The sequence below is a fragment of the Mucilaginibacter sp. OK268 genome (assembly GCF_900103125.1).
Taxonomy (GTDB): Bacteria; Bacteroidota; Bacteroidia; order Sphingobacteriales; family Sphingobacteriaceae; genus Mucilaginibacter.
Genome location: NZ_FNJV01000002.1, coordinates 414386 through 427286 on the forward strand (window position 1 = coordinate 414386; position 12901 = coordinate 427286).

At 44.8% G+C, this 12901-nt stretch carries 10 protein-coding genes; 6 read left to right on the plus strand and 4 right to left on the minus strand.

Going from position 1 to position 12901, the window contains the following annotated elements:
- Position 1: 1 nt before the first annotated feature.
- Complete coding sequence (locus BLR84_RS07610) at positions 2-418, minus strand: MerC domain-containing protein (RefSeq protein ID WP_090466578.1); 417 nt, start codon at positions 416-418, stop codon at positions 2-4.
- A gap of 141 nt (positions 419-559) precedes the next feature.
- Here BLR84_RS07610 and BLR84_RS07615 point away from each other — a divergent pair, with 141 nt between their 5' ends.
- Positions 560-1192, plus strand: coding sequence for a phosphatase PAP2-related protein (locus BLR84_RS07615; RefSeq protein WP_090466580.1), 633 nt, complete (start codon positions 560-562; stop codon positions 1190-1192).
- A gap of 106 nt (positions 1193-1298) precedes the next feature.
- On the plus strand, positions 1299-2492 hold the full coding sequence (locus tag BLR84_RS07620; protein WP_090466582.1) for a GTP-binding protein: 1194 nt from the start codon (positions 1299-1301) through the stop codon (positions 2490-2492).
- Between the two features lie 9 nt (positions 2493-2501).
- Here BLR84_RS07620 and BLR84_RS07625 read toward each other — a convergent pair whose 3' ends face one another.
- Positions 2502-3998, minus strand: a complete 1497-nt coding sequence (locus BLR84_RS07625; protein WP_090466584.1) for a gluconokinase — start codon at positions 3996-3998, stop codon at positions 2502-2504.
- A 688-nt stretch (positions 3999-4686) separates the two neighbouring features.
- Between BLR84_RS07625 and rhaT the strand changes: the two genes are divergently transcribed.
- The 4 genes from rhaT (at position 4687) to BLR84_RS07645 (ending at position 10803) form a co-directional block, all read left to right on the plus strand.
- Complete coding sequence (gene rhaT, locus BLR84_RS07630; RefSeq protein ID WP_090466586.1) at positions 4687-5766, plus strand: L-rhamnose/proton symporter RhaT; 1080 nt, start codon at positions 4687-4689, stop codon at positions 5764-5766.
- Positions 5767-5837: 71 nt separating this feature from the next.
- Positions 5838-7958, plus strand: a complete 2121-nt coding sequence (locus tag BLR84_RS07635) for a bifunctional aldolase/short-chain dehydrogenase (protein WP_090466588.1) — start codon at positions 5838-5840, stop codon at positions 7956-7958.
- Positions 7959-8132: 174 nt separating this feature from the next.
- Positions 8133-9407: a sugar isomerase gene (locus tag BLR84_RS07640; RefSeq protein ID WP_090466590.1), complete on the plus strand. Its 1275-nt coding sequence runs from the start codon at positions 8133-8135 to the stop codon at positions 9405-9407.
- Between the two features lies 1 nt (position 9408).
- On the plus strand, positions 9409-10803 hold the full coding sequence (locus tag BLR84_RS07645; protein ID WP_090466592.1) for an FGGY-family carbohydrate kinase: 1395 nt from the start codon (positions 9409-9411) through the stop codon (positions 10801-10803).
- Positions 10804-10901: 98 nt separating this feature from the next.
- On the opposite strand, the gene BLR84_RS07650 is transcribed toward BLR84_RS07645, so the two are convergent.
- Positions 10902-11759: an alpha/beta fold hydrolase gene (locus BLR84_RS07650; protein ID WP_090466594.1), complete on the minus strand. Its 858-nt coding sequence runs from the start codon at positions 11757-11759 to the stop codon at positions 10902-10904.
- 104 nt (positions 11760-11863) lie between these two features.
- Positions 11864-12715, minus strand: coding sequence for a ThuA domain-containing protein (locus BLR84_RS07655; RefSeq protein WP_090466596.1), 852 nt, complete (start codon positions 12713-12715; stop codon positions 11864-11866).
- Positions 12716-12901: the final 186 nt, after the last annotated feature.

Here is a 12901-nt window from a genome sequence, read left to right on the forward strand (position 1 = left end):
TTCAGTATACCGGCATTTGATCATTCTCTTTTATTAAATATCTGCAGCTTCCTGTGTATTTATAGTTTACAAAATGCGCTGCCGCAATCAGCAAGCCGCCGGTTGGTACTATAATTACTTCGGGCCAGCCACTTACAAAAACATGCCCCAGCAAAATAATTGCAAAGCCCAGTATCAGTAAGCATAAAGGCAGCAACCGTTTGTGTATGCGCAGATAAGACAAACCTATAGAATACGTTCCGATGGCTAATGCCAGCAGGATCATCCCCCATTCTATCCAAACACTGGCCAAAAAACCCAAACCTAATAATGGCAAACTGGTAAACAACACCGGCACTATAGCGCAATGTATAGCACACAAAGTTGATGCTGTTATTCCGATATGATCAAGCCGGGATGCGTTTTTTGGAATACTCATGTGCAAATATAAAACAAAACGCAACATCATTGCATCAGTTTAATTTCATATTTTTACAAGATTTATTTTAACTATTTAGTAACAACTGCTTAATATTAACGTCAATCATTTATTTTTGAACACATTATCTGTATATAAACCGTGCCCAATACCGCTCTCTATAAATTAAAACAAAACTGGTCAACCGCTTATGATACCAGTTTAAAACGTGTAAAATTACTCATTGGCAGTATCCTCATAACAGCTATTATCAATATTATGCCTGGCTTTTTCAGGGGAATTGAAAGCCGGAATGGTGCAGTACTTAATGATTGGGTGCTTACCCATTTACCTGCTTATGATGTTTCCATACCTATTTTTGCCTTGATATGGGGCATGGGGATCCTGATGGCCGTAAGGGCTTTTTATAAACCGGCCGTTTGCACTACCTACATCTGGACGATGATATTTGTTTGTATTGCCCGTTTCCTATCGCTCACTTTGGTAAAGCTCGATCCTCCGCCGGGCCTGGTTCCCCTGGTTGATCCGCTCACCAGTTATTTTTATGGACATGCTGCCATCACTAAAGATCTCTTCTTTTCCGGGCACACTTCAACGATGGTGCTTATCTATCTTCATCTTGATAAAAAACGGGATAAGATTATCGCCTTTATTGCTGCCTTAATAGTAATGTCTTTACTCCTTGTACAACACATTCATTACACACTGGATGTATTGGCCGCTCCGGTAATAGTTTATTGTTGCTACCGTTTTGCCCGGGCTTTTGACCTGTAATCATTAGAAGTTAACATTCTTTATAGAAATTTTATGTTTCATTTATTAAATGCAACATAATTGCATTTAATAAGAAATCGATTATATTTGCCTTAAATAATAAGCGATGGAAAAGAAATTACCGGTAACCGTGCTCAGCGGTTTTTTAGGCAGCGGCAAAACAACCCTACTCAACCACATACTACATAACAAGCAGAACTTAAAGGTAGCAGTTATAGTTAATGACATGAGCGAGGTAAACATTGATGCCCAACTGGTGGCGAATCAAAAAACGTTATCCCGTACCGAAGAAAAGCTGGTAGAAATGAGCAATGGATGTATCTGTTGTACCTTGCGTGAGGACCTGATGATTGAGGTAGAAAAACTGGCAAAAGAAGGCAGGTTTGATTATTTGCTGATTGAAAGTACAGGTATTTCTGAACCAATCCCCATTGCCCAAACGTTTAATTTTGCGGATGAAGAAGCGGGTATCGATCTGAGTCGATTTTCGGTACTGGACACCATGGTTACCGTGGTGGATTGCTTTAATTTTTATAAGGATTTTGGCAGCTCTGAGTTATTGATAAACCGCGATCTTGTGGATGATCCAAACGATCGCCGTACCATAGTTAACCTGCTTACTGACCAGATTGAATTTGCCGATGTGATCCTGCTCAACAAAACCGATTTGGTTTCACCCAAAGAGGTAAATGTATTGGAGGCAGTGATCACCAAATTAAATCCTGGCGCTAAAATATTGCATACCCAATTTGGACGGATCGATCCAGCCGAGATCCTGAACACCGGCTTATTTGATTTTGATAAAGCATCCCAATCCGCCGGGTGGATAAAGGAACTAAACGGCGAACATACGCCCGAAACCGAAGAATATGGTATCAGCTCCACCGTTTTCCGGTCGAAAAAACCATTTCATCCCGAAAGGTTTTATCATTATCTGCACCATGATTTTCCGCAAAATATTATCCGCTCCAAAGGTTTGTTCTGGATAGCTTCTGCTCCGGATGATGCCTTAAACTTTTCGCAGGCCGGTGGTTCGTCACGCTTGGAGAACGCCGGCGTTTGGTGGGCCAGCATGCCTTATCAAAAACGCATCAAATTTCATGATTTTGTAGAGAACCGCGAACTGATCGAAAAAAACTGGTCGAAAGAATTTGGCGACCGTCATAACGAACTGGTTTTTATAGGTGAGCACATGAATAAGGAAAAATTAATGCAGGAGCTAAACAGTTGCCTGATCACCGATGCCGAATTTCTGGATCTTTTAGCCGGAAAAGCCTTCGCTGATCCTTTTAACAATTAAATACCCTATCTAAATATCTAATTCATGCAGTCGGTGCATAGAATCCATGAGATCACGGTACAGCTTTTTAAATGTTGGAAATAATTTGCTGTACCGCTCATGGTTTTGAGCATTGGGTTCAATAACTATTTGATTATCTACATGTGTAAGCTGATCATAACTTTCGGGGTGCAGCACCTGCATAGCCAGGTAAATAGCCCCCACTGCCGATGCATCTTCGGGCTGTAATACGACCAACTTTTTGCCAGTAATATCGGCCAGGATCTGCGTCCATGTAGCCGAACTTACAAAGCCCCCGCTAATGTTCACCTGGGTAATATTTACCGAGGCATCCTCCACCGTTTTCAAGACATCATACAAGGCAAAACAAACGCCTTCCAACGCTGCCCTTAAAAAATGGGCCTGGGTGTGGGCTGGCTTTATATTTAAAAACGCGCCACTGGTTTTAGTATCCCAAAGCGGCGCACGTTCACCGTATAAATAAGGCAAAAAGATCAATCCCTCGCTTGCTGCCGGGATGGTATCTATCGAAGCAAACAACTCATCGTAATCTGCCGAAGTTAGTTTTTCTTTTTGCAGAAAGTTTTGCAGCAGCCAGTTAATGGCTATACCTCCATTATTTACCGCGCCGCCACACACAAAAGTATCCTGGTTAAGCAAATAATTGAAGGTCATCCCTTCAAAATTGTATACCGGCTTGGGACTGGCGATGCGTACCGCTCCACTGGTACCAATAGTAAGCGCCGCGATTCCCGGTCCGGTGGTATGACTACCCAAGTTGGCACAACATCCATCGCTCGCGCCAATAACAAAACTGGTCTGTGGGGAGATATTCAGCAAAGCAGCTGTATCCGGGTTCAGGTTATTGCGATAATAGGTGGTGTTCCTGGGAGTTGACAATTTATCGGCCCTGATACCTGCCAGCGCACAGGCTTCAGCACTCCAGTCCAATTTTAATATATCAAACAAACCCGTAGCCGAGGCAATGGAATAATCAATCTCAAAACTCCCAAACAATTTAAACCATATAAACTCCTTGATCGATATAAATTGAGTTGCCTGTATAAACAACTCCGGTTTATTGGTACGCAGCCAGATGAGCTTACATAATGGCGACATGGCATGTATCGGCGTACCGGTAATACGATATATTTCAGCACCCTGCGCAGAAGCCCTCAGTTCCTGTGCAATATTTTCGCTTCGTGAGTCGGCCCAGGTGATCATGGGCGATAACGGTGCTCCCATTTCATCAACCGGGATAATACTATGCATAGCACTGCTAAAACTTATCGCAGCAGGTGCATAACCTATTTTTACGGTAATATCACGCACGCATTTTACAAAGGCATCCCAGATCAATAATGGGTCCTGCTCACTGTAGCCCGGCTCGGGGCTGTTAATGGGATAATGGTTTTGTACCACGCCCAAAGCTTTCCCGGTTAAAGCAACAGCTACCGCTTTGGTGCTGCCTGTCCCTATATCTATACCTAAAATGTATGATTGCATATGAGTGCCTAATTTAGGATAAAAAGACAAGGGACGAAAGGATAAAAGACAAACACGTTCCTATTTGCGTTGATTTGTAATCAACAAATATTGGGAAGTCCAAAATGCTATAATTGGGTTTACATGGTTTACACTTTTTATGGTTTACACTTATTTAATTAATTGATAATCAATAAATTAATTTTATTTTTCTATAAAAAAACGGTTTACAGTGTAAACCATAATTTTTAACAAAATGGCCTCCATATCCTTGTGCTCGTTACAAACAAGCGTAACTAGAGAAAAGAAAAATCCATCCACGCGTCATTGCGAGGTACGAAGACAACAGACCAAAGGGAGCTCATTAATTCGGTTAAAATAAACACAGCATTAATAATCTCTACATAGGCGGGTCAACCATTCAGGTTGATGACATAGTTATTTGCTCTGTATAGCATAGAGATTGCTTCGTACCTCGCAATGACGTATTTTTTATGGGATGGTGTTTACCTCTTTCTGCCGTAGGCAAAGAGAAGATCGCCCGGCAGAGCGCGGGCGGGGTGAGTCGTTTTTTTAACTATCCACATCCAGCATACTTGTAAAGCCCTCTCCAAAGGAGAGGGTTGGATGAGGTTATCCATGACAGTCCATGACAGTTCCAGCCCAATTATTCCCTAAATTAGCTGTACCAATATAAACCTGTTAGTATATGCAAATAATCTTTGGAGTTTTCTTCCATTTTATCGGTGGCTTTGCCTCGGGGAGCTTTTACATCCCTTATAAAAAAATTAAGGGCTGGGCTTGGGAAAGCTACTGGATAGTGGGCGGTATTTTCTCCTGGTTCATCGTACCGCCGCTGGCTGCATGGCTAACCATTCCGGGTTTTGCAGATATTATCGGCCATACCGAAGGCTCTGTTATCGGTTGGACGTACCTCATGGGCTTGCTCTGGGGCATCGGGGGCCTCACTTATGGTTTAGGGGTACGATATCTCGGCGTATCATTAGGCAGTACTATTATATTGGGTCTTTGTTCCGTTTTTGGCGCCCTGATTCCGTCGATCTATTATGATATTTTTCCAAAAGCCGGCAAGGACACTTTTAGCATGATGCTGCACTCTTCCTGGGGGCAAATGGTGCTATTAGGCGTTTTATTATGTGTAGCGGGCATTGTAATATGTGGTAAAGCGGGTATGATCAAAGAAAAAGAACTATCTGCCAATGGGGCTATAGCACAGGAAAATAAAGATTATCGCTTTGGTCTGGGTATAGTGGTGGCTATTGTATCCGGCGTACTAAGTGCCTGCTTTAATTTTGGTATAGAGGCAGGTAAAAGCATGGCCGATACCGCCAATCAACTCTGGCAGGCTGCACATCCGGCCCAGGGTAATTTCCTGTTTCAAAATAACGTTACCTATATTATTATACTCTGGGGAGGCTTAACTACCAACTTTATATGGTGTATGGTATTAAATGCCCGCAACAAAACTTTTGGCAATTATACCGATCAAAAAACACCACTGCTTAAAAACTATCTATTCGCGGCGCTGGCAGGGACTACCTGGTTTTTGCAGTTCTTTTTTTACGGCATGGGCGAAAGCAAAATGGGCAACGGCGCCAGCTCCTGGATCCTGCACATGGCCTTCATTATCCTGATAGCCAACATGTGGGGACTGATATTAAAAGAATGGAAAGGCGTAAGTAAAAAAGCTTTCGCCACCGTAATAACCGGTATAGCGGTCATAATACTATCGGTACTGGTAGTAGGCTATGGTAATTCACTCAAGTAAAAAAATCATAAAAACATTCAGTAATTCAAATCACTAATTCACCAACTCAATAATTCAATAATTAAAAATATATGTCTGTCAGAACAACACCATTCAAACACGTAAGCTATTTGTGGGATGATGCCGAAGCCGCCAGGTTGGAGGGGGATGAAGTTGCCCTGTTAATATACCGTTCGAACCTGTTAGGAGCCGATCTGCGCCTCACCAATTACGGCGGGGGCAATACTTCATGCAAGGTCATGTCAAAAGACCCGCTCACCGGCACTGAGGTAGAGGTGATGTGGATAAAAGGCTCTGGTGGCGACATCGGCACCCTCAAAAAAAGCGGACTGGCAGCATTGTACGTCGACCGTCTGCGTAGCCTCAAAAACGTTTATCGTGGTGTAGCCTATGAGGATGAAATGGTAGAGCTTTTTAACCATTGCATATACGACCTGGCCTCCAAAGCGCCATCAATTGATACCCCGCTGCATGGCTTTTTGCCCTTTAAACATATCGACCACCTGCACCCGGACGCAGCCATTGCTATTGCCGCAGCCAAGGATGGTAAAAAAATAACCCAGGAACTGTTTAACGGTACCATTGGCTGGGTGGAATGGAAAAAACCAGGCTTTGAGCTTGGTTTGCAGCTCAAACAATGCCTGGATGAAAATCCAGGTATCCGTGGTATTATGCTGGGTTCGCACGGCTTATTTACCTGGGGCGATACCGCTTATGAAAGCTACATCAACACATTGGAAGTTATTGAGCGCTGTGCCGAATACCTGGAAGAAAACTATGGCAAAAAGGGTCCTGTGTTTGGCGGGCAAAAAATACAGAGTTTGGATGAAGTCGACCGTAAAAAACAGGCTGCTGCCATTGCCCCTATCCTGCGCGGTTTTTGCTCCAGCGAAAGGCACATGATCGGTCATTTTACGGATGATGCACGTGTACTGGAATTTATCAACTCCAATGATCTTGACCGCTTAGCTCCTTTGGGAACCAGCTGTCCCGATCACTTTTTGCGTACCAAGATCAGTCCGCTGGTTTTGGATCTGCAACCTAATGAGGATCTGAGCGATGTAAAAACCTTACAGGAACGTCTTGCACCGGCATTTGCTGCTTATCGCCAGATGTATACCGACTATTACAATACCTGCAAACATGATAATAGCCCGGCTATCAGGGATACCAACCCGGTGATCATCCTGTACCCGGGTATTGGTCTATTCTCGTTCTCTAAAGACAAGCAGACCGCACGTGTAGCAGCCGAGTTTTATACCAACGCCATCAACGTAATGAAGGGCGCTGAGGCCATTTCTGAATACACCTCCTTACCACGCCAGGAAGCTTTTGATATCGAATACTGGTTACTGGAAGAAGCCAAACTACAGCGGATGCCGAAACCAAAGGCACTATCCGGTAAAATAGCCCTGATCACAGGCAGCGCGGGCGGTATAGGTAAAGCCATCGCCAAAAAATTTGTGGACGAAGGCGCCGTAGTGATCTTGAATGATATGAACACCGAGCGCCTGAACAGCGCCGGCGAAGAGTTTAAAAAACAATATGGCAAGGATTCCTACACTACAGCAGTGCTCGATGTTACCAATGCCGGGCAGATTAATGCCGCTTTAGAAACCGCAGCCTTAGCTTTTGGCGGGGTGGATATTGTGGTGAACAACGCAGGCTTATCCATATCCAAATCCATTGCCGACCATACCGAAAAGGATTGGGACCTATTGTATGACGTACTGGTAAAGGGTCAGTTTTTTATTACCCAGGCCGCTGTAGCCGTGATGAAAAAACAAGATATTGGCGGTGACGTTATCAATATAGTCAGCAAGAATGCCCTGGTAAGCGGGCCTAATAACGCGGGTTATGGCTCGGCGAAGGCGGCACAGTTGCACCTGAGCAGGCTGAATGCTGCTGAACTGGGTGCCGACGGGATTCGCGTAAATGTAGTGAACCCGGATGCGGTGATCAGCGACAGTAATATTTGGGCCGGCGGATGGGCCGAAGGTCGCGCTAAAGCTTATGGTATTACGGTTGAAGAGTTACCGGCCTACTATGCTAAACGTACCCTGCTAAACCAGATCATTCTCCCCGCTGATATTGCCGATGCCTGCTTTGCCTTTACCGGCGGGCTGCTCAGCAAATCAACCGGGAATGTGCTGAATGTGGATGGCGGCGTGGCGATGGCTTTTGTGAGGTAATTTTTGGAGCAAGGATTTGGAGATAAATGACAAAAGATAAAACCAGCCATGTCATTGCGAGCGAAGCGTGGCAATCGCGAACTATACAGGGCAAATCTGCTCAGTTCGCGATTGCTTCGTCGTTCCTCCTCGCAATGACATGGTTTTAGTAATACATATTATAAACCAATAATCATGCAATTAGAGAAGAGCATTATTGAAGAAGCCAACCACAAACAACAAGCCGCTCACCAGCGCCAATTTGATTTTGTGGCTGCCGATATAAAAGAATTAGGTACTATCCTCAAAAAACTGAGCGATTTCCAGGTAGCTATACCCAGTTGGGCATTAGGTACCGGAGGAACCCGTTTTGGTCGTTTCTCGGGTGGCGGCGAGCCGCGCTGCCTGGAAGAAAAAATAGAAGACGTTGGTTTGATACATGCTTTAAACAAAAGCAGCAACTCCATATCCCTGCATATCCCCTGGGATATTCCCGACAATGCAGCTTCCATAAAAGCGCTGGCTGCCCAACTTGGTTTACATTTTGACGCAGTAAATTCCAATACCTTCCAGGATCAGCCATCGCAGCAACATAGCTATAAATACGGATCCTTGCACCATGTAGATAAAGCCGTGCGCAAGCAGGCTATTGAACATAATATCGAGGTGATCAATTACGGTGTTGAGCTAAATTCTAAAGCCTTATCGCTTTGGTTATCCGACGGATCAAACTTCCCGGGGCAGCTCAATATGCGCGGCGCGTTTGAACGTACATTGGAAAGCCTCCAGGAAATCTACGAAGCCCTACCTACCGATTGGAAGATCTGGATAGAATACAAGCCCTACGAGCCTAACTTTTATTCCACCACTATTGGCGATTGGGGACAATCGTACCTGCTGGCCTCTAAACTGGGTAACAAAGCACAAACACTGGTTGATCTCGGTCACCATCTACAAGGCGCCAATATTGAGCAAATTGTATCCCTGCTGCTTATGGAAGGCAAGCTGGCCGGATTCCATTTCAATGATTCCAAATACGGTGATGACGACCTTACCGTGGGCAGTATTAACCCATACCAATTGTTCCTGATATTTAATGAGCTGGTTGAAGGTATGGACGCCCGGGGCATGAACCATGCCACCGGCATTGGCTGGATGATCGACGCGTCGCACAATATCAAAGACCCGGTGGAGGACCTGTTACAATCTGTAGAAGCCATCAAAATAGCCTATACCCAGGCATTGTTGGTTGATCAGCAGGCATTGAAACAGGCTCAACAGCAAAATGATGTGGTACTGGCCCAGGAAATTTTACAGCATGCCTACCGCACCGATGTACGTCCGCTGTTGGCCGAATCACGTTTAAGAGCAGGTGGAGCACTGCAACCATTGGAGGTATACCGTCAACAGGCGGTACGCAAACAACTGATCAGCGAACGCGGCGCATTAGCAGTATCAACAGGTTTATAATATGGCACCGATACCCGTTATAGCTGTTTTTGATGTGGGTAAAACCAATAAAAAGTTGTTCCTTTTTGACGAGAACTATAAAATAGTTTTTGAAAGAACGGCCCGCTTTACCGAAACCCACGACGAGGATGGCGACGCCTGCGAAAACCTGGACAGTCTGCGGTTATCGGTATTTGATTCGCTACGCGAGATCTTCAAGCATAAAGAGTTTGACCTCAAAGCGGTTAACTTCTCCACCTACGGGGCCAGTTTTGTATACGTTGATGACAGCGGTAATCCGCTCACACCCTTGTATAATTACCTTAAACCATATCCGCCCGAACTAGGCAGGCAATTTTATGAAACCTACGGCGATGAAGCCCGGTTTGCTCGTGAAACCGCCTCACCTGTTTTAGGCAACCTGAACTCAGGCCTACAGCTTTACCGGCTTAAATACCAGCAACCAGAGGTATTTAAAAAGATAAAATATGCCCTGCACTTGCCACAATATATGAGCTACCTGCTCAGCGGCCAGATGGTAGCCGACCTCACCAGCATTGGCTGCCATACTGCCCTTTGGGATTTCAGCAAAAACAACTATCACCACTGGGTTGATCAGGAGAGCATCCTGCCCAAAATGGCGCCGCTTCAACCTGCTGACGCGGTACTTCCGGCGATATTTCCGGGGAGTACTTATAGCGTGGGTATTGGGCTGCATGATAGTTCGGCAGCGCTTATCCCCTATTTGGTGAGCTTTAATATGCCCTTTGTGCTCATATCAACAGGCACATGGTCTATCAGTCTGAACCCTTTTAATCAAACACCGCTTACCGAAGATGAACTGAAACATGATTGTCTTAACTATCTGCAATACAAGGGCAGCCCGGTTAAAGCGTCGCGTTTATTTAGTGGTTACGATTATGAGGAGCAGGTAAAGCGCATCGCTACCCACTTTAACCATGATGCGATCAAATATCGCATCATGCCTTTCGAACCGGCTATTGTTGCCCAGTTACAAACTCAAACAGCGATACAGAACAAACCTCAGGAAGGCGAGCTGCAAAAATCAGTTTTTGAACAGCGCGACCTGCATGACTTTAAAACGGATACCGAAGCTTATCATCAATTGATGATGGATATTGTACAGCAGCAAGCCATATCAACCGGGTATGTATTGCAGGGCTCCAAAGTGCAACGGATCTTTGTAGATGGCGGATTCAGTAAAAACACCGTATTTATGCACCTGCTGGCCTTCGCTTTCCCGCACCTGGAAGTATATGCGGCATCCATGGCACAAGCCACCGCGGTAGGTACGGCATTGGCCATTCACCAGGCCTGGAACACCAAACCACTGCCGCATGACCTCATTGAACTGAAATATTATTCGGGGGTGCAGAGTGAAGTGAGCCCGCTCTAAATAGATATGGATGTCATGCTGAGCGCCGTCGAAGCATGGCGGGCAAAGGCCTCTCCGCACGAGTCTTCGACAGGCTCAGACTGACAGGCCCTACTGTTCTATTGCTTCCTCACCAACTCCAAAATATCTTCTATCAGCCTCGGATCCTTAATGATCCTTTCATGGGTTGCATCCGGATATTCTTTTGATGTGATAACCGGGTGCCTGTTTAAAAGCTCCTGCATATAAGCAAAAGGCGTCATTTTATCATCCTTATCGTAAGCAAGCCAGTGTTTTACGGCCACCCCTTCCTGGTATATATCGGCAAGGTTAAAATAAGATGTAGGCACATCAAATATTTTATTAAAACTCTCAAAAAACTTATCCTGCGCGGCCTTTGGCACATCGGCGCTATTCATGGTGGTTATAAAGTTTTCCTTTAAGTTCACCATAGGCGTTATGTTGATCAGTAACGAAGGTTTGATGCCTGTCTGCTGAATAGCGATAGTATTGGCCACTACCCCTAAGGAATGCCCGATCATCACATCCGGCGCGCCATAAGTTTTGATCACAGCCTCAGTTGCTTTGGCAAAAAGCAGCAGGTTTGATAACTCCCCTTCCGAACTGCCATTACCCGGCGCATCAAAAGCGATTATCTGCAGGTTTTCAACGGTTCTGAGTGCGGTGATCAGGTCGATAAAATCAGCGCCTTTTGAGCTCCAGCCATGGGTGATCAACACCTTACGACTACCATTGCCCCATATAAAACCATTAAATTTTAATACCGAATGACTAAAATGTGGGTCGTCCACCTCCAATGTAAACGGCGTTGCTTCATCCAATAATTGCTGCTGTTGTAACCTTAACGGAAATTTCGGTGAATAGCAAATGAGTTGCCAAAGCTGATCCGTTATATCTTCATGATCAGCGTGTTGTAATTCTTTTACCCGGGTAAAAATTTCTTTTATTTTCTTCATAGGTGCAGATTGGTATCTCCAAAGGTATAAACCGGATGCAAAAAGCCACCCTGTACAGAGCGACTTTCTAAAAAAATGACACCATTAAGAAGAATTAAAGATCTTTACTTTTTACCACTCCCCAGCCATAGCAGGGTATTCAGGATCAGCTTGTTCTGGATATCGTTATCAAATGTTTGCGATTGCTCCTTGTTGGTGCCGCCATCATAGTCAATGGCATTGTGCCCCATGTTAAAGTAAACCATGCGGTAGTTTTTGTTTGTCCAAACCACCGGGTAGTAGCCGCTATGCCATATTTCATAGGGTTTTGGCCCCGTACCCAGCGGAAAACTGGTAGAATCTATAGACAGCAATATTTTGATATCCGGGTTGGTACGCAAGTCTTTTTCCCAGCGGTACCACTCATTGGGCGATGCTTTGAAGGTAACCGGCAAACCTTTGGTAACCGGGTGTTTACGATCCTCCACCCGCAAAATAGCCGATGTAGGGTGCCAGGTATTACTTTTATACTGTCCCGATCCCAGGAACTCATTATGATACCAGTCCCAATTTTGAGGATAATCTGAAGGCGTAAGCGCAAAAGCCGCGAAGTGGAAGCCCATCCAGCCCCCGCCCTTTTTCATATATTGCTCAAAGGCAGCCCTTTGCGCTGGATCATCTGCCCGGGTATCTAAAAATATCACCACCTGGTATTTGGCCAGAAATTCAGGATTCATATTACTCCAGTTGTTGGTAGAATCGTAGGCGAAATTATACTTCTTGGCCATGGCCGGAAACCACCGGTTGGCTTCGTGCATAAAGCTGATATGCGCCTTATCGTTACGTCCTGTATAAAAGGCTAGTACCTTAAATTTTGGCTTGGCGCCCTGTGCTTTGGCGCTATACAAACTAAAACATACGGCACATATAGCAATGGCCAGTGCTGCAATTTTCCGGGGACCTGTACGGCTGATCATGGTTTAAAATATGGTTTTGAATTGAAGCCATAAAACTAAATGATTTTTATAAACCGCGTACATCAAAACCAGGCATGAGAGGTGATGTAGGGGCGGGAGGTAGAATCAAGAGATGAGAATCAAGACATAAGATCTTAACAATTTCTGGGCCTATCCATCCAAAAAAACTTTTTAAACCTTGAATTT

What these genes read in the sequence shown, in the direction of transcription:
- BLR84_RS07610 (WP_090466578.1), bottom strand. Translation starts at nt 418, where the DNA reads ATGAGTATTCCAAAAAACGCATCCCGGCTTGATCATATCGGAATAACA.
- BLR84_RS07620 (WP_090466582.1), top strand. Translation starts at nt 1,299, where the DNA reads ATGGAAAAGAAATTACCGGTAACCGTGCTCAGCGGTTTTTTAGGCAGC.
- BLR84_RS07625 (WP_090466584.1), bottom strand. Translation starts at nt 3,998, where the DNA reads ATGCAATCATACATTTTAGGTATAGATATAGGGACAGGCAGCACCAAA.
- rhaT (WP_090466586.1), top strand. Translation starts at nt 4,687, where the DNA reads ATGCAAATAATCTTTGGAGTTTTCTTCCATTTTATCGGTGGCTTTGCC.
- BLR84_RS07635 (WP_090466588.1), top strand. Translation starts at nt 5,838, where the DNA reads ATGTCTGTCAGAACAACACCATTCAAACACGTAAGCTATTTGTGGGAT.
- BLR84_RS07640 (WP_090466590.1), top strand. Translation starts at nt 8,133, where the DNA reads ATGCAATTAGAGAAGAGCATTATTGAAGAAGCCAACCACAAACAACAA.
- BLR84_RS07645 (WP_090466592.1), top strand. Translation starts at nt 9,409, where the DNA reads ATGGCACCGATACCCGTTATAGCTGTTTTTGATGTGGGTAAAACCAAT.
- BLR84_RS07650 (WP_090466594.1), bottom strand. Translation starts at nt 11,759, where the DNA reads ATGAAGAAAATAAAAGAAATTTTTACCCGGGTAAAAGAATTACAACAC.
- BLR84_RS07655 (WP_090466596.1), bottom strand. Translation starts at nt 12,715, where the DNA reads ATGATCAGCCGTACAGGTCCCCGGAAAATTGCAGCACTGGCCATTGCT.